21 protein-coding genes are annotated in these 23,180 nt (G+C 32.3%); 11 read left to right on the top strand and 10 right to left on the bottom strand.

Going from position 1 to position 23,180, the window contains the following annotated elements; all coding sequences use genetic code 11:
* Positions 1–159: 159 nt before the first annotated feature.
* Positions 160–2,025 (bottom strand): M61 family metallopeptidase, encoded by a 1,866-nt coding sequence (locus BUA99_RS06850; protein ID WP_072990028.1) that lies wholly within the window; start codon positions 2,023–2,025, stop codon positions 160–162.
* A gap of 76 nt (positions 2,026–2,101) precedes the next feature.
* Positions 2,102–2,929, bottom strand: coding sequence for a DUF6929 family protein (locus BUA99_RS06845; RefSeq protein ID WP_072990025.1), 828 nt, complete (start codon positions 2,927–2,929; stop codon positions 2,102–2,104).
* A 147-nt stretch (positions 2,930–3,076) separates the two neighbouring features.
* Between BUA99_RS06845 and BUA99_RS06840 the strand changes: the two genes are divergently transcribed.
* Positions 3,077–3,955, top strand: a complete 879-nt coding sequence (locus BUA99_RS06840; protein ID WP_072990022.1) for a PPK2 family polyphosphate kinase — start codon at positions 3,077–3,079, stop codon at positions 3,953–3,955.
* Positions 3,956–4,003: 48 nt separating this feature from the next.
* Here BUA99_RS06840 and BUA99_RS06835 read toward each other — a convergent pair whose 3' ends face one another.
* The gene (locus BUA99_RS06835) at positions 4,004–4,513 is read right to left on the bottom strand and encodes a hypothetical protein (protein ID WP_200778645.1); all 510 of its coding nucleotides are present in this window, start codon (positions 4,511–4,513) and stop codon (positions 4,004–4,006) included.
* A 219-nt stretch (positions 4,514–4,732) separates the two neighbouring features.
* Between BUA99_RS06835 and BUA99_RS06830 the strand changes: the two genes are divergently transcribed.
* Both BUA99_RS06830 and BUA99_RS06825 read left to right on the top strand, forming a co-directional pair.
* Positions 4,733–6,127, top strand: coding sequence for an MATE family efflux transporter (locus tag BUA99_RS06830; protein WP_072990017.1), 1,395 nt, complete (start codon positions 4,733–4,735; stop codon positions 6,125–6,127).
* A gap of 7 nt (positions 6,128–6,134) precedes the next feature.
* A complete protein-coding gene (locus BUA99_RS06825) occupies positions 6,135–6,365 on the top strand; it encodes a hypothetical protein (protein ID WP_072990014.1) in 231 nt (76 codons plus the stop codon).
* Positions 6,366–6,419: 54 nt separating this feature from the next.
* Here BUA99_RS06825 and meaB read toward each other — a convergent pair whose 3' ends face one another.
* Positions 6,420–7,505: a methylmalonyl Co-A mutase-associated GTPase MeaB gene (gene meaB, locus BUA99_RS06820; protein WP_072990011.1), complete on the bottom strand. Its 1,086-nt coding sequence runs from the start codon at positions 7,503–7,505 to the stop codon at positions 6,420–6,422.
* A gap of 391 nt (positions 7,506–7,896) precedes the next feature.
* Here meaB and BUA99_RS06815 point away from each other — a divergent pair, with 391 nt between their 5' ends.
* The 4 genes from BUA99_RS06815 (at position 7,897) to BUA99_RS06800 (ending at position 11,559) form a co-directional block, all read left to right on the top strand.
* The gene (locus tag BUA99_RS06815; RefSeq protein ID WP_072990008.1) at positions 7,897–8,343 is read left to right on the top strand and encodes a hypothetical protein; all 447 of its coding nucleotides are present in this window, start codon (positions 7,897–7,899) and stop codon (positions 8,341–8,343) included.
* 183 nt (positions 8,344–8,526) lie between these two features.
* Entirely contained in the window at positions 8,527–9,435 is a 909-nt protein-coding gene (locus BUA99_RS06810) for an AEC family transporter (protein ID WP_072990006.1), read from the top strand.
* A gap of 42 nt (positions 9,436–9,477) precedes the next feature.
* Positions 9,478–10,689 carry an MFS transporter gene (locus BUA99_RS06805; protein WP_072990003.1) on the top strand — a complete coding sequence of 404 codons (1,212 nt, stop codon included), beginning with the start codon at positions 9,478–9,480 and terminating at the stop codon, positions 10,687–10,689.
* 231 nt (positions 10,690–10,920) lie between these two features.
* A complete protein-coding gene (locus tag BUA99_RS06800; protein ID WP_072990001.1) occupies positions 10,921–11,559 on the top strand; it encodes a peroxiredoxin in 639 nt (212 codons plus the stop codon).
* A 17-nt stretch (positions 11,560–11,576) separates the two neighbouring features.
* Here BUA99_RS06800 and nudK read toward each other — a convergent pair whose 3' ends face one another.
* The 6 genes from nudK to BUA99_RS06770 form a co-directional block, all read right to left on the bottom strand.
* Positions 11,577–12,158 carry a GDP-mannose pyrophosphatase NudK gene (gene nudK / locus BUA99_RS06795; protein WP_072989998.1) on the bottom strand — a complete coding sequence of 194 codons (582 nt, stop codon included), beginning with the start codon at positions 12,156–12,158 and terminating at the stop codon, positions 11,577–11,579.
* A 60-nt stretch (positions 12,159–12,218) separates the two neighbouring features.
* On the bottom strand, positions 12,219–13,490 hold the full coding sequence (locus BUA99_RS06790; RefSeq protein ID WP_072989997.1) for an adenylosuccinate synthase: 1,272 nt from the start codon (positions 13,488–13,490) through the stop codon (positions 12,219–12,221).
* Positions 13,491–13,531: 41 nt separating this feature from the next.
* The gene (locus BUA99_RS06785) at positions 13,532–13,999 is read right to left on the bottom strand and encodes a Fur family transcriptional regulator (RefSeq protein WP_072989994.1); all 468 of its coding nucleotides are present in this window, start codon (positions 13,997–13,999) and stop codon (positions 13,532–13,534) included.
* Between the two features lie 104 nt (positions 14,000–14,103).
* On the bottom strand, positions 14,104–16,326 hold the full coding sequence (locus tag BUA99_RS06780) for a RelA/SpoT family protein (protein ID WP_072989991.1): 2,223 nt from the start codon (positions 16,324–16,326) through the stop codon (positions 14,104–14,106).
* A gap of 461 nt (positions 16,327–16,787) precedes the next feature.
* Positions 16,788–18,341: a serine hydrolase gene (locus BUA99_RS06775; protein ID WP_072989989.1), complete on the bottom strand. Its 1,554-nt coding sequence runs from the start codon at positions 18,339–18,341 to the stop codon at positions 16,788–16,790.
* Between the two features lie 144 nt (positions 18,342–18,485).
* Complete coding sequence (locus BUA99_RS06770) at positions 18,486–19,271, bottom strand: TrmH family RNA methyltransferase (RefSeq protein WP_072989986.1); 786 nt, start codon at positions 19,269–19,271, stop codon at positions 18,486–18,488.
* Positions 19,272–19,438: 167 nt separating this feature from the next.
* Between BUA99_RS06770 and BUA99_RS06765 the strand changes: the two genes are divergently transcribed.
* The 4 genes from BUA99_RS06765 to BUA99_RS06750 are packed head-to-tail and all read left to right on the top strand — an operon-like array spanning position 19,439 to position 23,175.
* Complete coding sequence (locus tag BUA99_RS06765; protein ID WP_072989983.1) at positions 19,439–20,041, top strand: trimeric intracellular cation channel family protein; 603 nt, start codon at positions 19,439–19,441, stop codon at positions 20,039–20,041.
* Between the two features lie 37 nt (positions 20,042–20,078).
* Positions 20,079–21,056 carry a GNAT family N-acetyltransferase gene (locus BUA99_RS06760; protein WP_072989980.1) on the top strand — a complete coding sequence of 326 codons (978 nt, stop codon included), beginning with the start codon at positions 20,079–20,081 and terminating at the stop codon, positions 21,054–21,056.
* Positions 21,053–22,183, top strand: a complete 1,131-nt coding sequence (locus BUA99_RS06755) for a DegT/DnrJ/EryC1/StrS family aminotransferase (protein ID WP_072989978.1) — start codon at positions 21,053–21,055, stop codon at positions 22,181–22,183. Before BUA99_RS06760 ends, BUA99_RS06755 begins: the two co-directional genes overlap by 4 nt.
* On the top strand, positions 22,171–23,175 hold the full coding sequence (locus tag BUA99_RS06750; RefSeq protein ID WP_072989975.1) for a glycosyltransferase family 2 protein: 1,005 nt from the start codon (positions 22,171–22,173) through the stop codon (positions 23,173–23,175). Before BUA99_RS06755 ends, BUA99_RS06750 begins: the two co-directional genes overlap by 13 nt.
* Positions 23,176–23,180: the final 5 nt, after the last annotated feature.

Here is a 23,180-nt window from a genome sequence, read left to right as displayed (position 1 = left end):
GTTTTGTTCTTTTTAAGACAGAATAATTTATAATCATCTAATGATAGTTTTCGGCGCAAAATAAAGAAAATTGTTGGAATGAATAACGTTTGCCAGTAAAATAAATAAAAAAAACCCAATCTATTTCTAAATTGGGTTTTTCATAAAATTCTAGTGTTTTTAACCTTTTAACCAAGCTTCTTTAATTAAATTTTTTGAAGCATCGCTAAATTTTAGTCCTTCTTTTTCTTCATAAGGAAGTTTTACTTTTCCAGATACAATTTGCTCCTTGCCGTTTCGCTTAATTTTCAATGTGATAGGATCATTTTCTTTCCAGTTTTGACTTGCGGTAATCATTTCGTAAATATTATCTAGAGTGTATTTTTTGTCGTTGACAGCAACAATTATATCTCCTCCTTTTAAATCTAAATTTTTATAAAAATCATTTAATTCCATATTAGGAATTACAATTATTTCTTTTGTTTGCTGGTCAACTGTAATATAAGGAGTCTGACCTTTCAAGAAAACATTAGTTGCTGCTTTTGTCATTGATTTTGCAACACCCACCTTAGCTAAATAAACATCATAAGGAATAGGGGCAGCACCAGAAACGTATGTTTGTAAAAATGAGCCAACTTCCGGATAAGTTAAAGAAGTAATTTTATCAAAAAGTTCGCTGTCATTAAATGGCTTAGAAGCACCATATTCAGTTGATAATTTCTGCATTAAATCTAGAATTCCTCTCTCGCCATTACTTTTTTCTCTAATTATAATATCGATGCACATTCCTATTAGTGCGCCCTTTTCATAAACATTCAAATACTGCGCTTTGTAGGGTTCAGTTAACACATTTTCGCTCATTGTTGTAAAAGGCATAGTGTCATTCATTGTATTGGCACGTCCAATCTTTTCAGCCATCCTAGTGTAAAAATCTTCTTCTGATATCAATCCTTGATTTATTTGAAAAAGATTGGCAAAATATTCTGTTACACCTTCATACATCCATAAATGTTGTGACATTTTAGGTGAGTTGTAGTCAAAATTATGAATCTCCTTAGAATGAATAGAAAGCGGAGTTACAATATGAAAAAATTCGTGTGAAACTACATCAATCATTGATTTTACAAGTTCTTCTTTCGGCATTAGTTCAGGTAATACTACTGTTGTTGCAGTAGGATGCTCTAATGCACCAAATCCCTTCGCATCAGTATTTGTCATTGATGATAGATAAAGTAAAACACTGTATTTTTTTGTGGCATTTATTTTTCCTAAAAAAGTTTTTTGAGCGGTCATCATCTTTTTCATCTCAGGAGTAATGCTTTCTGCAGTAACTTTTCCAGTTGGAGAGTAAACGCCAATTAAGATCTCCATTCCGTCTACGTTAAAAGTAGTATAGTCTGGTTTTGCATACATTACAGGATTTTCTACTAATTCCGCATAACGGGATGTTTTAAAAAGATCAGTTGTAGTGCTTGAATCAAAATCAGTCATGGAGGTTGCGCCCCAAAGTGTTTCTGGATGTGACACAGTAACATTATATGGAAGTTCTTTTTTATCTTGAAAATATCCTACAAAACCGTGCATGTTTAGCATAAAATTTTTGCCATCATCGATGTTTGTTCCTGCGGGAGAAAAAATATCATTATTACCAAAACCGCTTCCCTTTTCAGTATCGAAAGTGTCATTAACTAAATAGGTTACTTTCGCTACGTTTTTAGCATTTTTTATCAGCCAAGTATTATCGTCTGTTTTAGATGTTGATAAGATCGTTCCTTTACTATCAAATGCTTTAAAATCATCGATGTACTTTCCATAATCATCAACTGAATAAGTTCCGGGAACAATCTTAGGCATGCTATACGTTACCTCTTCAGTGCTAAATTTTGGTGCGGTTACAGTGACCATTACCTTATCCTCTTTGATGTCATTTAAGTTGATCGCAACTGTTATGGATTCAGCAACTTTTTGCGAAGTTTCGGCTGTCCCGGCTGTTTTACAACTCCAGAGAACGGAAATCACTGCTACCGTTAAAGATAATCTTTTCATTTTTTTATAATTTATGTACCGGATTAGTATGTTCTATTTAGAAATTGTTACAGCTTATAAAAGACATGTTTGTTTTCTATAAATCTAAAGTCAGTTTATAAATGTAGGTTTCTAAAATTTCGGTATCGTTGTCCTCGCAAAGTAGAAATTCGATCTTGTCTCTGAATTGACTGAACAAAGTTAAGCCTTCAAACTTATGAATATCGCTAATTTTTTTTGTAAATGTGATTTTCATTGTTTCTACATCTATTCCACCAATGATGCTTCCTAACACTTCGCCATCGTCGTAAGTAGATATAGTATCTTCGGCTGTAGCCAAAAAATAAATAGTATTGTCAACAAGAATAGCATCTGTAAAACTTGTGCGAACTCCATTTAATTCTGGTAATGTATAATCACTAAACTCTATTGTCCATTTGTTTATTAGATTTTCACCTCCAATAGTAAAAAGTACGTTTCTATTCTCGACTCCATTACCACGGTTGAATAAATACCAATTTTTACCATTGTAAATGGCGCCTTCTAAATTGAAATCTTCTTTCTTCAATTTCGCTACAGCTTGCATTGCTGAAAATAATTCACTTAAATCATTGTTTATTAGTACTTTATATTTATTTAAATGAACCATTGAATTTCTCCTGGTGGTAGAACCAGAACCAAAAATATAAAGGTCTTCGCCAAAATTAGTTATTGCTTCATAATCAGGTTTGTTTTTTTTTAGAATGTTTTCAGATGGATTTTCAATTAGTGGATGCCGTACTAAATTTTTTGAATTTATCTGGTACTCATATAAAAAGCCACTATTATCACTGATAATCAGGAGCGTATTACTTCTATAAACAAGTCCAGATGCAGAGCCGATACCCGAAATTTTAAAAAGTGATTTAAGTTGTGATATTTCCATTTATTTTTATTTCTATTATGTCTAGCCTATCGTTGGCAGTTTCTAAATTTGGGATCTGCTCTAAGGCTATCTGTGTATTTATGTTGTGGAACCACAATAAGGTGAAAAATTAGCTATATTTGATTTTACAAATTTAAATTATTTCTTATGGAATCCATTAATCCAGATGATTTTAAAGTAATTGATAAAATTGATTTATCAAAATCACCAACAAATTTAGAAGTTGAAGCAAGTGATGATAAAAAAGAAGATAAGTTAGAAAGCGTAACTGAAAAACTCAGCGAGTTGCAAGATGTAATGTACGCCCATAATAAGTACGGAGTACTTATTTGTTTGCAAGGAATGGATACTTCTGGAAAAGACAGCCTGATTAGAGAGGTTTTTAAAGGATTTAATTCTCGCGGAGTAATTGTTCATAGTTTTAAAACACCCAACTCTACTGAACTAGAGCATGATTATTTATGGCGTCATTATTTGGCTTTACCAGAAAAAGGAAAGTTTGCAATATTTAATAGAACCCACTACGAAAATGTTTTAGTTACTCGTGTGCATCCGGAATATATTCTAAATGAGAATCTACCTGGAATTGAAAAAGTAGAAGACATTACGCCTAAGTTTTGGGAAAATAGAATGGAGCAAATTAGAAATTTTGAGAAACATATCACGCAAAATGGTACCATTGTGTTGAAATTCTTTTTACACTTGAGTAAAGAAGAGCAAAGACAACGCTTAATGCGACGCCTCGAGGAAGGAAAACACAATTGGAAATTTTCAACAGGGGATTTGAAGGAACGTGACCACTGGGACGAATATATGAATTATTACCAAGAAGCAATTAATAATACAGCTACAGCAGCAATACCATGGTATGTAATTCCCGCCGATGACAAAGAAATGGCGCGTTATATTGTAGGTAAAATAATTTGGGAAGAAATGCAAAAATACACTGATATTAAGGAGCCAGAAATGGACGATAAAGTTAAAGCTAATATCGCCATGTATAAAGAAATGTTAGAAAAAGAATAAAAAAAATGCGCTGAAATCAGCGCATTTTTTTATGACTTTAATTTTGAATTATAGTTTAAATCCATAAGCAATTCTCAAAGCAATTTGGTTTGTATCATATTCTGTATAAGATTCATAACGTAAACTTACGTCAATTTTCTTGCTAGCATAACCTATGCCTGGAGACCATAAATAGGTGTCTTGCTTTTGACCATTAGTAACAGCAATACCACCACCAACTTCTCCTAAAACATAAAATTGATCATCCCATACAAATGCTTTAAAACCTGCTTTAATTGGAATAAATCCTAGATCAGGTCTGTTATTGCTAATGAATAAGTTAGTAAATCCTGTGCTTAATACTGCTGAATATCTTTTGGTAAGATCATACTGTAATCTCACATCGGCTCCTAAAGCATAGTTGTAAACATCTTCATTAGTTGGCGCTCCAACATTAACTCCAAAACCTAAACGAAATCCTTGATCATAATTTTCAACTTCTTGTGCTTGTGTTTGGTTTGCAAAAAATAATGCAATGGTAAATGTAAGTGCGATTTTAATTGTTCTTGCGATTTTCATAATTCTTGTTTAAATTTTATCTTTTATTTAGTTCGTTATTGCGATTAACAACCGTGCAAAGGTAAAACTAGATGCGGCGCAAAAGTTATAGAATTTGACACCTTTATTACAGAATTACCATTATAAAATTTTTTTTCACAGAAATTAATCGTTTATAACTTCAATTCTAATGATACAATTCAAAGGATCTAATTATCTTTGCACAAAAATTAATAAAAAGTGAATTTATCTCAGTATACAAAGGAGTTTTCTTATAATTTACGATTGGCTTATCCTATAATTTTGGGAATGTTAGGGCATACCATAGTAGGAATTGTTGATAATATCATGGTGGGAAAATTAGGGCCTACAGAACTTGCTGCAGTATCGTTAGGAAATAGTTTTGTTTTCATTGCAATGTCGCTAGGTATTGGTTTTTCAACTGCTATTACACCGCTAGCTGCTGAGGCAGACGGAAAAAATGATATCGATGAAGGTAGAAGTGTATTTCATAATGGACTATTTCTTTGTTCAATCTTAGGATTTACATTGTTTTTAATCATCTTCTTTTTTAAACCTTTAATTGCTTTTATGGGGCAACCTGATATTGTAGTTGAAATGGCAAAGCCATATCTTGATATTGTTGCATTTTCATTAGTTCCTTTGATTATTTTCCAAGGTTATAAGCAGTTTGCTGATGGAAAATCAGAAACTAAAGTTTCTATGTGGGCAACCATTATTGGTAATATTATTAATGTAGTAATCAATTATTTTTTGATTTATGGAATTTGGATTTTTCCTAAAATGGGAATAATAGGAGCTGCAGTAGGTACAATTGTTTCTCGTATAGTAATGTTAATTTTTATCCATTATTCGCTCGCAAGAAAACCTAATTTTTTTCCTTATTTTGCCAGTTTTAATTTTACAGAGATCAAAAAGAAGATGATCAATAAGATTATTAATTTAGGTTTTCCCTCTTCTATGCAAATGTTTTTTGAGGTTGCATTATTTACTGCTGCGGTTTGGCTTTCTGGACTTCTAGGAACAACAAGCCAAGCTGCAAACCAAATTGCACTGAGTTTGGCCTCATTAACTTTTATGTTTGCAATGGGATTGAGTGTGGCAGTAATGATAAGAGTTGGTAACCAAAAAGGACAAATGAATTATGTAAAGTTACAAATAGTTGCGCGATCTATATTTTTACTAGCTATTTTACTAGAGATTGTATTTGCAATGATTTTTATTGTTTTTCATCAATATTTACCGCAAATTTTTGTTGATGTTAATGACATGAGTCACATTATAGAAACAGAGGAAGTTATTTCAATTGCCTCGCAATTATTATTTGTGGCCGCATTTTTCCAAATTTCTGATGGTATACAAGTTGTAGTTTTGGGGGCCTTAAGAGGGTTGCAAGATGTAAAAATACCTATGTATATTACTTTCATATCATATTGGATAATAGGTTTTCCCATTTCTATATATTTGGGACTATATACAGACTTAAAAGCAATCGGAATTTGGATTGGACTTTTAGCAGGACTAACTGCAGCAGCGATATTTTTGTATATTCGCTTCGCAAGATTAACCGCAAAATTAATTTTAGATTCTACAGATAAAAGCATTAACAAATAAAGACAATATGGAATTACCAAAATTTTTACTAGGCGACAACACTGATTTTCCTGAAGATATATTTATTATCCACCTTGATTATCCTCGATTTATTATCAATTTAAAAGATGATGAGGTAGAGTTTATAGAAGAAGCAGAAGATCTTGATGAAGGAGAATTAAATACTGAAATGGAAGGACTAATTGTGCTTGCTAATGATTTCTACGATCGCGAGATGGAGCGTTACGAGAAAGAGTAGTAGTTTTTGAAAGATTTCAATTTGAATTTGTCATCACAAAATAAGTAACGAATTTTATTTAAAATATTTTTCTAGCAAAAACTGAGCGGCCGCAAAGGGTGAAATTTCATCATTTTGCACCGCTTTTTTTGTAGATTCTAATAGCTGCTGGATTTCATTTTGCTTATAAAAATTTGCTTTTAATTGCTCATTTATTGTTTCTAGCATCCAATACTGATTTTGTTCTTTCCGTTTGGAGTAAAAGGATTTATTTCCTTTTGTTAAATCTAGAAATTTTTCGATTGTTTCCCAAACAATTGGAATACCCTCATGTGTTATGGAACTACAGGTCGAAGTTGTAGGTGTCCAACCAGAACTTTTAGCGGGAAAAAGATGCAATGCTCGATTGAATTCCATTTTTGCAAACTGTGCTTTTTTGATGTTATCGCCGTCGGCTTTATTGATTATAATTGCATCAGCCATCTCCATTATTCCACGTTTTATTCCTTGAAGCTCATCGCCAGCACCCGATATTTTTAGTAATAAAAAAAAGTCTACCATACTATGGACCGCTGTTTCACTTTGGCCCACACCAACAGTTTCGATAACAATAACATCAAATCCAGCTGCTTCACACAACGTTATAGTCTCTCTAGTTTTTCGTGCTACACCACCCAGCGTTTCGCCTGAAGCAGAAGGCCGTATATACGCATTTTTATCTTTTACTAATTCTTCCATTCTAGTCTTATCGCCCAAAATACTTCCATGGCTAATAGTGCTACTGGGATCGACTGCCAGAACCGCTACTTTTTTACCTAAACCAGTTAAGTATTTTCCAAAAGCTTCAATAAACGTACTTTTACCTACGCCAGGAACTCCCGTGATTCCTATTCGAATTGATTTTGCCGCGTGTAATAAGCATGTATTGATAACGGTATTGGCTTTTGCCAAATGAATAGTATTAGTGCTTTCTACCAATGTTATTGATCGACTCAAAGCGGTTATATCGCCTTTAAGAATTCCAGAAATTAATTCATCAGAAGAGGGTTGGATTCTTCTAAAATGTTGAATATTTCCAGCAGATGATGCGCTAATAATTTCTGGAGCAATAATTCCAGGTTTTTCAGTAAGCGCGCTATGATTGGGTTTTATATCTGACAAAGCGGTTTTTTTATTGTAAAAATAAGTAAAATTTCTTGCGCTTCCCTTTTTTAATAATCTTCAATTGCGAAAAAACCTCGAATAGTAAAATTACATAAACTATCCTTTTATATAATTTATAAACTGTGGTCGCACCTTCACTTTTTTTAACACTGTAAATCAATTTTTTTTAAATAATACAGTGAATGCAATTAGCAATTTAAGTGCTAATAAATTTTCAGGTTTATTTTTTTACATTAATAAATTAAATAGTAACACAAAAATGAACGTAGTTTTTAAATGTTAACAATTGAATATTTGTGCAATTAATTTTACTGTCACAAACAATTACTCTCGTTAAATAGCATACATTTATGCGAATGTTAACTTTAATTTTAAATATAAAAATAAAATGGATATCTCTAAAAAGCTAATTCTTGATGCTTGTATAAAAAAACAAAATGACTTGATAGATAATTTTAAAAGTCAACTGGATTCTATGAATTCGGATGTGTTTGAGTTTGATCATTCACCTAGTCAAACCGAGAGTCGTGCGGCTGGTAAAATTGAGTTATTAAATGCTGTGGGTAAAGAACTTGACTTCGCAATACGTGAAATGGATTTACTAAAAATGCTAAATCCTGAAAAAGTTAGTTCCATTGTTGAGCCTGGCGCTCTAGTTGTAACGGATAGAATGAAGCTTTTTATATCAGTCTCAATTGAAGAGATTGGAGTAGGAGGAGAAATTATATTTGGAATATCAACTAAGGCTCCTATTTATGAAAAAATGAGAGGACTAGAAAAAGGTGCGTCTTTCAAATTTAACGATACGGAATATAATATTGAAGCAATACATTAATTATTGCTTCAATTCTAGAATTAAACTTACTTGGCACGAAATTTAGTTGTGCTTAGTAATTTATTGTTAAATTAGATAGAATTAACAATTTAGATTATTTGTGCATAGAGCAAGATTAATCTTATAAGATCTGAGCGGCAAATGATTTATAAAATGTTAAAATAAATATGGATTCTTCGCTTTATGTATAATTTCATTATAATATTCTTTTTTTTATTATTAGGTCTTACTCTTCAGCATATAAAAGGATTCCCAATTTCTATTTATAAATTTTTAAATAAAGTTGTAATCTATTTATGCTTGCCAGCAATTGCATTGTATTACATTCCCAAGATTGACATAAGTCGTGATATTTTATTTCCAATTGGCGTCGCTTGGATAGCTTTTGGGGGTTCTTATTTGATATTTTCTTTTTTAGGCAAATATTTTGGTTGGTCTAGAAAGTTGATTGGTTGTTTAATAATTACTGCTGGTCTTGGTAACACATCATTTCTAGGATATCCTATTATTGAAGCGTTATATGGAAAAGAGGGTTTGAAAACAGCTATTTTAGTGGATCAACCAGGTTCATTTGTGATTCTTTCGACATTCGCAATTTTAGTCGCTGCAGTTTATTCAAAAGGAAAGCCGAATGGTAGAGAAATAATTAAAAAAATCGTATTTTTTCCGCCATTTATTGCTTTTCTTGTTGCCTGTTTACTGAATTTTTTAAGCTATGATTTTCATGATTTTGTACAGTTTATATTCAAAAATACTGCTACTGTGATGACACCTTTGGCTATGCTATCTGTTGGGCTACAGTTACAATTTGATAGTAAAAGTAAACATTGGAAATTTTTGGGTTTGGGACTTTTATACAAATTAATAGTGACACCTGCTTTTATCTATTTATTGTATGTTGTAATTTTGCGCCAACATTCAAAAGCTATTGAAGTTGCAGTAATGCAGTCAGCTATGGCGCCTATGATTACTGCAAGCATATTAGCCACCTCATATGGTTTGAAACCAAAGTTAAGCAGCATGATGATAGGGTATGGAATTCCTTTATCGTTTATTACGCTGTCTATTTGGTATTTAATTATAAAATTTTGAATCCGATTTTTACAATAATTATTAATTAAGTTTTTTTATTAAATGAATTTTTCTACTGCTAATAAACTCAAAGCCGATAATGCAATTGATCTGCAACCTACAGTATATTCAATTCTTTTTTCAATAGCTTTTGCTCATTTAATCAATGATTTATTGCAGGCGGTGATTCCTGCTGCATATCCTATATTGAAGGAAAACTATAAATTAACATTTACCCAAATTGGCCTAATTACATTAGCTTATCAGGCAGCAGCATCACTTTTACAACCTTTAGTGGGATTATATACTGACAAACGACCACAGCCTTTCTCTCAAATTTTTGGGATGATTTTTACTTCGTTAGGAATTGTTTCGTTGGCGTATGCTTCCAGTTTTTCTATGATTATTGTTTCGGTAATATTAGTTGGAATAGGTTCTTCAATTTTTCATCCAGAAGCTTCTCGAATTTCCTTTTTAGCATCAGGTGGAAAACGAGGTTTGGCTCAGTCAATATTTCAATTAGGAGGAAATGCAGGAACAGCTATAGGACCATTGTTAGTAGCATTGATTGTTGTTCCTAATTCTCAACAGTATATCGTTTGGTTTGTGGCGGCAGCAGTAATTGGACTACTAATTTTAAGTAGAATTGCGTTCTGGTATCAAGATCATCTTAGTTTAAGTCGTACTAAAAAGGCAGTTATTGATTTGCCAAATTTGTCTCAAAATAAAATTGTACTTTCAGTTGTAATACTTTTAGTCTTGATTTTTTCTAAATTTTTCTACATGGCTAGCATGTCGAGCTACTTTACTTTTTATTTAATGGAAAAATTCAATTTATCTGTTCAAGATGCTCAGTTTCATTTAGTATTATTTTTAGCTTCTTGCGCTGTAGGAACATTAATCGGCGGACCTCTAGGCGATAAATTTGGTAGAAAATATGTAATATGGTTTTCTGTTTTAGGAGCGGCGCCTTTTACATTATTGTTGCCTTTTGTTGATCTGTTTTGGACAGGTATTTTATCAGTTGTAATTGGTACAATTATTTCTTCTGCATTTCCTGCTATACTAGTTTATGCGCAGGAATTATTACCTAAAAAACTCGGAATGGTTTCTGGTCTTTTTTATGGTTTTGCTTTCGGAATGGGTGGTTTGGGTTCCGCCTTATTAGGAAATCTAGCTGATCATACCAGTATAACATACGTATATTATATTTGTGCTTACTTGCCATTAATAGGAATCATTGCTTTCTTTTTACCTAACCTAAAAAAGAAATAAAAAAGGATCTTTTTGATTTTAGTTCCGCACTTTATAATCTTTATTATAAAGTATTGATCAATTCCAAAAATTTCAATGTAATTAGTGTGTTTGAAATTTATCAATCAATTATTAAAAATTAATAATGAACTTGTCTATCTTAACAATTTAAAAAGTTTTAGGTCTATTTTTGAAATTAATTAGTTTATTTTTAATAACTTACATCTACATTAATTAGTAAAACAAATTATTATGGCAACCGTACGATTAGGTGATATTGCTCCTGATTTTGAAGCAGAAACATCAATGGGTAATATAAAATTTCACGAATGGATTGGGGACTCATGGTGTATTTTATTTTCACATCCAGCTGATTTCACACCAGTTTGTACAACTGAATTAGGCACAGTAGCAAATTACTACCCTGAGTTTAAAAAGCGAAATGTTAAGGTAATAGCATTAAGTGTTGATTGCGTAGAATCACATATGAAGTGGATTGAAGATATTAATGAGACGCAAAATACTACAGTGAACTTTCCAATAATTGCTGACGAAGACAAGCATATAGCGGAATTGTATGACATGATGCACCCTAATGCAAGCGAGAGTTTTACAGTTCGATCTGTTTTTATAATAGGTCCTGACAAAAAAGTTAAACTAACATTGACTTATCCTGCTTCGACGGGAAGAAATTTTGACGAGCTATTAAGAGTTATTGATAGCTTACAGTTAACAGCTCATTACAGTGTTGCAACGCCTGCCAACTGGAAAGACGGTGACAAAGTTGTAATCTCTCCGTCTATAAAAGATGAAGATGTAGCTGAGAAGTTCCCAAAAGGTTGTGAAGTGATAAAGCCATATTTAAGAATGACACCGCAACCTAATAAATAAACATAAACTTAAAAACATTACAAATTTATATTAATCTTCCCATACTGCAATAAAATTATTGTTTTTGCATCATTAATCTTACCGTTACTAATCATCTGATAAGCATCATCAAAAAGCATTTCGATTACATCTATGTTTTCTTGTTCTGATTCTAATCCTCCACCTTCACTGATTTTCATAGTATCATCATACTCTCCAATAAATAAATGTAAAATTTCTGTCACTGCTCCAGGAGAAGTATAGGTTTCCATTATTTTTTTGACTTTTAAAATTTGATAACCAGTTTCTTCTTCAGTTTCACGTATAATGCATTGTTCTGGATTATCTTGATCGAGCAATCCTGCACACACTTCAATCATCATTCCTGATTTATTGCCATTCAAATAAGTAGGCAATCTAAACTGACGTGTTAAAACAACAGTTTTCTTTTTTAAATTATATAGTAAAATAGCAGCGCCATTTCCTCTATCATAAACTTCACGTTTATGCGAAATCCATGAGTTATCATTTTTTTGATAATCGAAAGTTACTTTGTTTAAAACATAATGGTTATCAGAAAGTATTTCGGTTTCTTGAATTTTAATAGTTGGGTTTTTCATTTGAGATTTATTTATTTTTAAGATAAAAAAAACGCTCTGAATTACAGAGCGTTTAGTATGTTATTTTAGAATAGTTTGCTTTCGATCTGGTCCAACTGAAACAATTTTTATTGGTACTTCAACTTCTTTTTCAATAAATTCAATGTACTCTTTGAGTTCAAGTGGTAATTCATTATAAGTTGTCATACCCGTTAAATCTTGTTTCCACCCTTTGAACTCTTTGTAAACAGGAGTTACATTTTCTGGATCAATATTGTATGGGAAATGAGAAATCTTTTCTCCTTTATAATTGTATTCTGTACATACTTTTAAAGTTTCAAAGCCTGAAAGAACGTCTCCTTTCATCATCATCAATTGTGTCACTCCATTTACTTGAACAGCGTATTTTAGAGCTACTAAATCTAACCAGCCACAACGTCTTTGTCTTCCAGTAACTGATCCAAATTCATTTCCTACGCGTGCCATCGCTGCGCCATCTTCATCAAAAAGTTCTGTAGGGAATGGACCGCTACCCACTCGAGTAACGTATGCCTTAAAAATACCATAAACTTCTTTGATTTTATTTGGAGCAATTCCTAACCCAGTGCAAGCACCAGCGGCTGTAGTATTAGATGAAGTTACAAATGGATAAGTTCCAAAATCAACATCAAGTAAAGAACCTTGAGCACCTTCACATAAAATTGATTTACCTACTTTTTGAGCTTGGTGTAAGTATTCTTCGCTATCTATAAAATCTAATTTTTTTAAATCTTCGATGGCTTCAAAGAATTCTTTCTCAAGTTCTGGCAAGTTATACTGAATATCCACATTATAAAAAGCGATCATTGCTTCATGCTTATCAGCTAAAGCTCTGTAACGATCAGCAAAATCCTCTAATTCAATATCTCCAACGCGAATACCGTTTCTACCTGTTTTGTCCATATAAGTTGGACCAATTCCTTTCAATGTTGAACCAATTTTAGCTTTTCCTTTTGAAGCTTCTGATGCAGCGTCTAATAAACGGTGGGTTGGTAAAATTAAATGTGCTTTTCGTGAAATAATCAATTTTGATTTTAAATCTAAATTAAATTTGGATAGACCATCAACCTCACTTTTAAAAACTACCGGATCTATGACAACACCGTTTCCAATAATATTGATGTTGTTTCCGTGAAAAATCCCAGAAGGAATGGTTCTAAGAACATGTTTTATTCCATCAAATTCTAAAGTGTGACCTGCGTTAGGCCCTCCTTGAAAACGAGCAATTATATCATATTTTGATGTAAGAACGTCAACAATTTTTCCTTTTCCTTCATCTCCCCATTGTAATCCTAGTAATAAATCTACGGTCATTCTGTGTGTTATTTGTAGTTAATTTTATATTTGTAATATTGTTACTCTAAGTTTACTTTAGGTTTTTTGACACCATATAAGTACAAAGAATGATTTGTGATTTCTATATCAAAAATTTCTTCGATAGTTTTTTTGATTGTCTGAATTCTAGGATCGCAAAATTCTATAACTTCCCCAGTATCAGTCATAATAATATGATCATGTTGTTTATCAAAGTATGATTTTTCATAATGAGCTTGATTCTGCCCAAACTGGTGTTTTCTAACTAAAGCGCAATCTAGTAGCAATTCAATAGTGTTGTAAAGCGTTGCCCTACTCACGCGGTAGTTTTTATTTTTCATCTTGATATATAAGTGCTCGACATCAAAATGTTCTTCGCTATCGTAGATTTCCTGTAGGATTGCGTATCGCTCAGGTGTTTTGCGATGTCCTTTTTTCTCAAGATACATTGTAAAAACATTTTTTACAATTTCTTGATTTTTGCTGTTATCTATGGAAATGAGTGTCATATGCTGGCAAAGATAAAATTTTTAGTTTGAAGTTTAAAACTTCCGGTTTGTTATGTTCAAAGATTGTTAGTCATAAGGTGATGAAAGTGGCTCTTTAAGACTTTTTAGGTCTTATATTCTCTTGTTACTTTTTCGACTCCATCAATTTTTTTGATATTACTTATCATTTTTTTTAAAATTGTATTGTTCTGCACGATCACAGTTACTTGTCCATGAAAAATTCCAGCGTCGGTGCTTAGAGCAATACTTTGAATATTAACATGCATATTATTTGAGATTACTCGTGTTAGTTGATTTGTCAATCCTAAAATATCCATACCAGTAACATTAATGATGGCTTTAAATTCCTCCTGAGCTGAATCAATCCATTTTGCCAGCATTATCCGATAAGCGTAATTGGATTGCATTCCTATTGCATTTGGGCAATCCTTTTTGTGCACTTTAATACCTTCATTGATAGTCACAAACCCGAAGACATCATCACCCGGTATAGGGTTACAGCAAGGTGATAATTTATAGTCTAATTTATCCTGGTCTTTACCAAAAACGAGCATGTCATAGTTGCTATTAACTACTGGCCTATGAATATCTTCGTCAGCTGTGTTGCTGGAAGATCGCTTCATTTTATTCTTAAAAAAATTAATAAAGGTATTACTCTTTTGCGCAGCATAATCCTTTAACTGCTGATTTTCAATAGCACCAACACCAACACGATAAAATAAATCTAAGCTCGTTTTTAATTTAAAAAAGTTTACAAGTTCGTTTATAACTTGCTCGCTTAATGTTATTTTTAAATGCTTTAATTTTCTGGTCAATAACTCTTTTCCTTCTTCACCTATTTTTTTAGTGTTCTCATTTAGAACATTTTTAATTTTTGTTTTAGCTCTCGAAGTGGTCACGTAATCGAGCCAGTTGATGGTAGGTTTTTGATGCTGAGAAGTTATTATTTCAATTTGATCACCGCTTTTTAAAACGAAATTTAATGGAACTAATTTTCCATTCACACGTGTTCCTCTGGTTCGAATACCAATTTCAGAGTGAATACTAAAGGCAAAATCTAATGAAGTTGCACCTTTGGGTAATGATTTAATTTCTCCTTTTGGGGTAAAAACAAAGATCTCTTTTGAATACAAATTCATTTTGAAATCTTCTACAAAATCCACTGCATTTGTCTCGGAATTTTCTAAAGCTTCTTTTAGTAGATTTAGCCACACATCTAAACCACTTTCTTCAGTTGCGCCATTCTTATATTTATAATGAGCAGCATATCCTTTTTCGGCAATTTCGTCCATGCGTTCACTACGAACCTGTACTTCAACCCATCGTCCCTTTGGACCCATAACCGTAATGTGCAGCGCTTCATAACCTGTAGATTTTGGTGATGAAATCCAGTCGCGTAACCTACTTGGACTTGGCCTATAATGGTCTGTAACGATTGAGTATATTTTCCAAGCAACGAATTTCTCATCATGCGGATTGGATTTGTAAACAATACGAAGAGCGAATTTATCATATACCTCCTCGAAACTTACGTTTTGAGCTTGCATTTTTCTCCGAATGGAATAAATTGATTTTGGACGTCCTTTTATAACGTAGTCAACTCCTTCATCGTTAAGTGACTTTTTTAGAACATCAGAAATGGACTTTATATAGTCGTCTTGTTCTTCTTTTGTCTCTTTAATTTTGCTTATAATTTCGTTATAAACTGCAGGCTCTGTATATTTTAAACCTAGATCTTCTAATTTTGTTTTAATATTATACAAACCTAATCGGTGTGCTAATGGTGCGTAAATATATAAGGTCTCAGACGCGATTTTTGTCTGTTTGTCTTCTCGCATCGATTCCATTGTTTGCATGTTATGCAAACGATCAGCAAGTTTAATAAGAATAACACGTACATCATCATTGAGTGTTAATATCATTTTTCGGAAATTCTCCGCCTGCATCGATATGTTTAGATCTTTTTGAACTAAGGCTATTTTAGTCAATCCTTCCACTATTTGCGCAACTTTTGGATTGAACATCCGTTCAATGTCTTGAACGGTAACGGAAGTGTCTTCTACAACGTCATGAAGTAATGCCGCTGCTATAGATGTCGCTCCTAAACCTATTTCCGACGCTACAATTTTAGCCACAGCAATGGGATGAAAAATATAAGCTTCACCAGATTTTCTGCGCTGTTCTTTATGCGCCTCTACTGATACATCAAATGCTTTCCTGATAAGTTTTTTATCCTCATCAGTCAAGGTTTGGTAACTTATTCGGAGCAATTCTTTATATTCCTGAGCGATTGCTTTATTTTCTTTTTCTAAATCTATTTCTATCATAACAACACAGTTGATGTCCTAAAAATAGAGATTTTTTAGGATATACGCAAGAGAAAATATTAAGTAAAATAATTTTAAAACTTACGTTTATTTCTATTTTGGAGTTTTCGCGTTAGCGAATCGGGATGTTCGTTTCAATCTTTTATATCACTTCGATTTCGCTCTATAGTATAAAAGGATTTCCACTATTATCCTAACGTCATTACGGAAAGAACACAAATTATATAGTTGTTGTTTTTGTCATTTTGACTAAAGAGTACGCGAGAGCTTAACCATTAGGCGAAGCAATCTCAACAAACTCGAGCAACAAACTAAAATTCTTCCTTTATCAGAATGACAAGTTTAGAGAGCTCTACGCTTAACTTAAAAAAATTGAATGCTATCCTAAAAACAAAAAAGAAACTTGAAAACACATACTATTCATATTTTCATAATAGTATGCTACTTTACTATACACCTTATTACATCGAAGTCCGTCTAAAATCTAAATCATGAAAATCATAACTAAAATCGGTTAGCTCAGATATTGCTTTCATGGTCAAGCGAACTGCTTTTCCTGTTGTATCACTCTCAAAAAATAAATGTGCATCAGCATGGAAATATGCGTTGTTCCATTTTACTACATAGCTATTGTCTGTATAGAAAAAAACCTCGCCTACAAGTTGAGGAGAACGTTTTGAAGCAAAATATAATTTCCCTTTACGCTCTGAAAGTAAAACATCACCAAACCAATTATCTTTATACGTTCCCACAATCGTTTTAAAATTTATTTTTTTATTTTCCTTTTTATTTTTGGCTACAGTTGCCCACACTTCATCTGTTTTTTTATCAGCTAAAGCCTCATTTTCTTTTAAACTTTTGCTGTAATTTACAACATAATTTTCTGCTTGTATTCCTAAATAACTGTCTTTTATAGTATTTGTAATTGCTCTAAAAGCCGCTCCTGATTGCTGATTTGTTAAAACAATAATACCTAAATTTATTTCTGGTATTAGTGTAATTTGAGTAACAATGCCCTCTAAACCACCAGTGTGACTAACTTGTTTGTGTCCTTTTACGTCACTTAAAAACCAACCTAGTCCATAACCACTAAAATTTGTATTGTAAGGTGGTTTAGGATTTACGGGTATTATAGTTTGCAATTGCCACATTTCATTGTGCTCTTTTTTTGAAAATAATTGCTTGTTATCTACGTCGTATTGTCCATTATTCATTTGCATAATAGTCCATTTACTCAAATCATTAACACTAGAATAAATACCTGCCGCAGCATCAAAAAGTTGGTTTTGATATCTTTTAATGACTTTTAGTTTACCGTCAATAGGTACATGTGGAGCGATAATGTTTGTAGAATCCTTTATACGCAAATAGGAAGAAGCACTATTATTCATCTCTAATGGTTTCATAATACGCTGCTCTATAAAATCGCACCATGTTAAGCCACTCGCCACATGAACCACTTCGCCAGCTACAATATATAGTAAATTATCGTAATCATATTGCGTTCTAAAAGCCGAAACGGGTTTTAAATACTGTAAATTCTGCACGATATCTTGTGCTGTAAAATCACTCCCGTCAGGCCAAATCATTAAATCCCCTGCACCTAGACCCAAGCCGCTTCGGTGCGTTAATAAATCCCGGATAGTAAACTCATTAGTGACATAGTCATTATACATTTTAAAATTAGGAAGATATTTTATGACTTTATCATCCCATCTCATTTTCCCTTCGTCCACTAAAATTGCTAGCGCAGCACTGGTAAACGCTTTACTATTTGAAGCTATTCCAAAAAGCGTATTTGCATCAACTTTTTCATTAGTCATAATGGATTTTACACCATAGCCCTGAGCGTGAACTACCTTACCATCTTTTACTATTGCAACGGCAATTCCGGGCACATTAAATGTTTTTAATGTTTCTTTTACCAATTCATCTACTTGTGTTGAACTAATTTGTCCTGTAATTGTAATAGTAGTAAGAAAAAATAGTAATGAAGCAATTTTATTTTTTTTCATATTTTATAAGTTGTAATTAATTTTGTTTTCTCAAAGTATCTAAAATCTACAGATTTAAATCCACAGTTTGAAAGCTACAATCATCAATCGATAATTCGCAAACAATCTCGATAATTATTGGCACGTCAATCTGAAGTCTACAATCTAAAATCCTCTTTGTCTTTTGGCTTCGTATATAAGTATTGCCGCCGCAACAGACATGTTCATCGAATCGATTTCGCCTTGCATGGGTATGATGATATTTTGTGTGGCTTGCTTTCGCCATTCTTCAGTCAAACCTGTGGCTTCGGTACCGACAACTAATGCAGTGGGGTTTGTGTAATCTTGTGTGTGATATCCTGTGGAATTTTGTAAAGTGGCGCAATAAAAATTTATTTTTCGCTCTTTTAAAAAAGAAATAATTTCTGATGTAGTTCCTGTTGCAATTTGGTTTGTAAATAAACAGCCTACGCTGGATCGCACAATATTAGGATTGTATAAATCACTTTTAGGATTGGCAATTATCACTGCATCAAGATTAGCGGCATCAGCTGTTCTTAATAATGCGCCTATATTTCCAGGTTTTTCGGGCGCTTCGGCCACTAAAATTAAGGGATTTTTAGATAATTTTAAATCAGTTAAGTGGAAATTTTTTATTTTGGCTACAGCCAAAATGCCTTCGGTAGTGTCGCGATATGCTAATTTTTGATATACTTCCTTGTTAATTTCGATTAATTCAGCATTTTCTGAAAGTTGACGTGCTTCCACTTCCGAACATATTTCAGGTAAAAACAAGAGTGTTTCTATTATGTAACCGCCTTTTGTAGCTATTGCAATTTCACGTTTTCCTTCCATTAAAAACGTTCCCGATTGTCTGCGCGCTCTTGCTTTTTCCTGCAATTGCAGTAGCGATTTTATGTATGCATTTTGGATCGAAGTGATTTGTTTCAAGACTTTGAACGGTTTAATTAATAATTACAAATATACATATAGAAATTGCAGTTTTTAAGGGCATATTGGAATATTTATTCTTAAGTAATTGAGAGAGTTTCCAACTGATTTGCCATCTATTTTGTCTATTTTTGCACAACTTTCAAAAAATTAAAATTTCATTTAAAATGTTTCAACTACTAGACATTATTGGCACAATAGCTTTTGCTATGTCAGGTGCACTAACGGCGATGAATAAAAAGATGGATCCTTTTGGTGTTTTTATTATTGCTTTTGTGACTGCCGTAGGAGGAGGAACGCTGCGGGATGTGTTAATTGGTAGAACTCCTGTAGGATGGATGCTAGATTTAAAATATGTTTATGTAATCGCTGCGGGTTTCATTTTAGCTGTTATATTTAGAAAGAAATTTGATCGATTACGAACATCATTATTTTTGTTTGATACCATTGGTCTTGGTGTTTTTACATTAATAGGTCTCGAAAAAGGTATTAACATAGGACTTCATCCAGTTATCTGTATTGCCTTAGGAACTATGACAGCTTGTTTTGGAGGTGTAATTAGGGACATCTTATGTAATGAAATACCAGTAATTTTTAGAAAAGAAATTTATGCTACAATATGTATTTTAGGTGGTGTTATGTTTTTTTTACTTCGAGAACTTAGCTTTGACAACGATATTTTGTATCTAGCGACGTCATTAGTCATAATTTCTGTGCGATTAATGGCTGTGAAGTTCAAATGGTATTTGCCTACTTTAGAAAACAAATAAGAAAAATGCTTAATTTCACAATTTTTAAAATTAGAATGTGAAAAATTATTTGGTTAGACAATATCAGCAAAATGATTACAAAGAGTGGAATTCCTTTATAGGTAAAGCGAAAAATGCTACTTTTTTATTTTATCGAGACTTTATGGAATATCATAAAGCGCAGTTCGAGGATTTCTCGCTGCTGGTTTATGAGAATCAACAATTAATTGCAGTTTTGCCGGCAAATCAAATAAGTGACCGTGTTTTTTCGCATCTGGGCTTAACATACGGAGGTTTAGTTTATGGCGAAAAGACTAGACTAGCGACCGTTTTAATCATTTTTCGAACGATATTACTATTTTTAAAGGATCAAAAAATTGAAACTTTAGAGCTTAAAATGTTACCTGGATTTTATGCTGATTTCCATGCTGAAGAAATCAATTATATATTGTTTTTGGCTCAAGCCAAATTAATTCGCAGGGATACTTTTGCTGTTATTGCATTGCAAAAAAAGTTTTTAATTGCTAAAGGACGGATGGAAGGAGTTGCAAAGGGGATCAAAATGGATTTAATTATTAAAGAAGAGTCTAATTTTGAAATGTTCTGGAACCAAATTTTAATACCAAACCTTGAAAAAGCGCATCACGCAAAACCAGTTCATACATTAATAGAAATTAAAAATTTACATCAAAAATTTCCAAGTAATATCAGGCAGTTTAATGTGTATTACAAAGAAAAAATAGTCGCGGGAACTACTATTTTTGAAACTAAAAATGTCGCGCATGCGCAATATATCTCTGGAAATTCTGATAAGAATATTTTAGGGAGTGTAGATTTCTTATACCATCATCTTATTACTTCTGTTTTTAAGAATAAAGCTTATTTTGATTTTGGTACTTCTACTATCAATCAAGGAACAAATCTTAATCACGGGCTATCTTATTGGAAAGAGAGCTTTGGCGCTAATATTGCCGTGCAGGATTTCTATGAATTGGCAACCACAAATTCTCATCTTTTAGAAAATGTTCTAATATGATTCAATTTTTAGATTTAAAAAAGATAAACGAACCGTATGAAACAGCTTTTCAGGAAAAATTGAAAACTGTTTTAGCATCTGGTTGGTATATCTTAGGGAACGAAGTTTCAGCATTTGAAAATAACTTTGCTCATTATTGTGAAAAAAAGTATTGCATAGGAACTGCAAATGGTCTCGATGCTTTACTATTGATTTTTAAAGGATATATCGAATTAGGAAAATTGCAGAAAGGCGATGAAGTGATTGTTCCAGCAAATACTTATATTGCTAGTATTTTAGCTATTTTACAAGCTGATTTAATTCCGATATTGGTTGAACCAAAATTAGAAACCTACAACATCAATCCCGATTTGATTGTCGAAAAAATCACTTCAAAAACTAAAGCTATTTTAGCTGTGCATTTATATGGTCAATTAACGGAAATGGAAGCGATACATGAAGTTGCTGTTGCAAATGGCTTACTGCTTGTTGAAGATGCGGCTCAGGCTCAGGGAGCAGTTTCAAATTCCAAAGTAGAAATTCCAAACTCCAAAATAGTTCGTTCAGAAAATCGACAATCTGCAGTTGCTTATAGCTTCTATCCAGGAAAAAATTTAGGTGCTTTGGGAGATGGTGGAGCGGTTGTTACTAATGATTTTGAGTTGAACAAAGTTATTCGTTCGCTACGTAATTATGGTTCTGATATTAAATATCTTAATGACTACGTTGGCTTAAATTCGCGATTAGATGAATTGCAAGCGGCTTTTTTGAATGTTAAATTACCGAATTTAGACAAGGATAATGAAGTTCGTAGAAGTATTGCAAAGCGCTATTTGTCAGAAATAAAAAATGATAAAATTATTTTGCCTTTTTATGATAATTCCTCAAATCACGTATTTCATTTATTTGTAATTCGCACTCAAAATAGAAATGAATTACAAAATTATTTAACTCAAAATGGTATTCAAACCGTAATTCATTATCCTATTCCGCCACACAAGCAAAAAGCATTATATTCTTTTAATGATTTGTCTTTTCCTATTACTGAAAAAATTCATGATGAAGTTTTGAGTTTGCCAATAAGTCCTGTTTTAAACCGAGATGAGGTTGATTACATAATTAAAGTAGTAAATCAATGGATATTTTAATAAAATCATTTAATAGACCTTATTATTTAGATCGATGTTTGCAAAGTATATACGCTAATGTACAGGATGTAACTTTATTTATTAAGGTATTAGATGACGGCACACCTTCCCGTTATTTAGAAAAAATCCAACTTAAATATCCTGATGTTGTAATTTATAAGTCGGCTTTTTATAATGAAAAATCAAAGTCAATTAATGAAAATCAAGAGATAAAAAGCAAGAATATACCAATAGATTTATGGCTTAATGCGGCGAAAGGCGCAACGGATTATTTTTTATTATTGGAAGATGATTTTTGGTTTACGAAAACAATTAATTTAGAAAACACACAAAAAATTTTAAAGGAGGATAATATCAATCTACTAAAATTAATTTGGCTCAATAATCCAAAATTGATTCGCGGGGAAACTTTAAAAATTAGAGATAATATAACAATTTATCAGCCTAAATTTTTTACGAGTAAACCTTTGCAGCATAGGCTTATTTTTGGCACAACGCGCTATTATCTAAAGGAAATAATGGGTTTTTGTGGGTTATATTCTAAAGATAAAGCCTTGCATTATTATTCTATATATGGTGTAGCTGGCGCTGTATTTAAAAAAGATTATTTTATCAATTTATGGAAAAAGCACGAAAATCAAGTAGATGAAAATTTACAATTAAAAAATGCGGTTAAATATTTGCACCAAAATCCAAATATTCAATTTGCAAGAACTAACAAAGAGCTGGTAGCAACAGGATTTCTATCTTCGGCAGCAAATAAAGATTTTGTAGTAGGTGATTTTGATATTTTTGTATTTAATAAAATAATTAATGAAGCTTGGTTAAGTGATAAATTTGATGTGAAGAATGATTTTTCACAAGATTTAGACATCTCAAAAATAGAATCTATTTTGTCACAAGAAAGTAATTCAAGAGCAACAATAAAAGACTGGAAGAAATGGTCATTTCTTTTCAAAAACCAATTCCAAAAAATTGGGTGTAATATATAAAAATA

Origin of the sequence: Flavobacterium segetis, assembly GCF_900129575.1 — a bacterium.
GTDB lineage: Bacteria > Bacteroidota > Bacteroidia > Flavobacteriales > Flavobacteriaceae > Flavobacterium > Flavobacterium segetis.
The sequence above is the reverse complement of the archived record's forward strand: the minus strand, read 5'-3'. Positions and strand labels throughout refer to the sequence as shown.

Excerpts from the sequence above, each read along its gene's own strand:
- BUA99_RS06850 (WP_072990028.1), bottom strand. The coding sequence starts at position 2,025 with ATGAAAAGATTATCTTTAACGGTAGCAGTGATTTCCGTTCTCTGGAGT.
- BUA99_RS06845 (WP_072990025.1), bottom strand. The coding sequence starts at position 2,929 with ATGGAAATATCACAACTTAAATCACTTTTTAAAATTTCGGGTATCGGC.
- BUA99_RS06840 (WP_072990022.1), top strand. The coding sequence starts at position 3,077 with ATGGAATCCATTAATCCAGATGATTTTAAAGTAATTGATAAAATTGAT.
- BUA99_RS06835 (WP_200778645.1), bottom strand. The coding sequence starts at position 4,513 with ATGAAAATCGCAAGAACAATTAAAATCGCACTTACATTTACCATTGCA.
- BUA99_RS06825 (WP_072990014.1), top strand. The coding sequence starts at position 6,135 with ATGGAATTACCAAAATTTTTACTAGGCGACAACACTGATTTTCCTGAA.
- BUA99_RS06815 (WP_072990008.1), top strand. The coding sequence starts at position 7,897 with ATGGATATCTCTAAAAAGCTAATTCTTGATGCTTGTATAAAAAAACAA.
- BUA99_RS06810 (WP_072990006.1), top strand. The coding sequence starts at position 8,527 with ATGTATAATTTCATTATAATATTCTTTTTTTTATTATTAGGTCTTACT.
- BUA99_RS06805 (WP_072990003.1), top strand. The coding sequence starts at position 9,478 with ATGAATTTTTCTACTGCTAATAAACTCAAAGCCGATAATGCAATTGAT.
- BUA99_RS06800 (WP_072990001.1), top strand. The coding sequence starts at position 10,921 with ATGGCAACCGTACGATTAGGTGATATTGCTCCTGATTTTGAAGCAGAA.
- nudK (WP_072989998.1), bottom strand. The coding sequence starts at position 12,158 with ATGAAAAACCCAACTATTAAAATTCAAGAAACCGAAATACTTTCTGAT.
- BUA99_RS06790 (WP_072989997.1), bottom strand. The coding sequence starts at position 13,490 with ATGACCGTAGATTTATTACTAGGATTACAATGGGGAGATGAAGGAAAA.
- BUA99_RS06785 (WP_072989994.1), bottom strand. The coding sequence starts at position 13,999 with ATGACACTCATTTCCATAGATAACAGCAAAAATCAAGAAATTGTAAAA.
- BUA99_RS06780 (WP_072989991.1), bottom strand. The coding sequence starts at position 16,326 with ATGATAGAAATAGATTTAGAAAAAGAAAATAAAGCAATCGCTCAGGAA.
- BUA99_RS06775 (WP_072989989.1), bottom strand. The coding sequence starts at position 18,341 with ATGAAAAAAAATAAAATTGCTTCATTACTATTTTTTCTTACTACTATT.
- BUA99_RS06765 (WP_072989983.1), top strand. The coding sequence starts at position 19,439 with ATGTTTCAACTACTAGACATTATTGGCACAATAGCTTTTGCTATGTCA.
- BUA99_RS06755 (WP_072989978.1), top strand. The coding sequence starts at position 21,053 with ATGATTCAATTTTTAGATTTAAAAAAGATAAACGAACCGTATGAAACA.
- BUA99_RS06750 (WP_072989975.1), top strand. The coding sequence starts at position 22,171 with ATGGATATTTTAATAAAATCATTTAATAGACCTTATTATTTAGATCGA.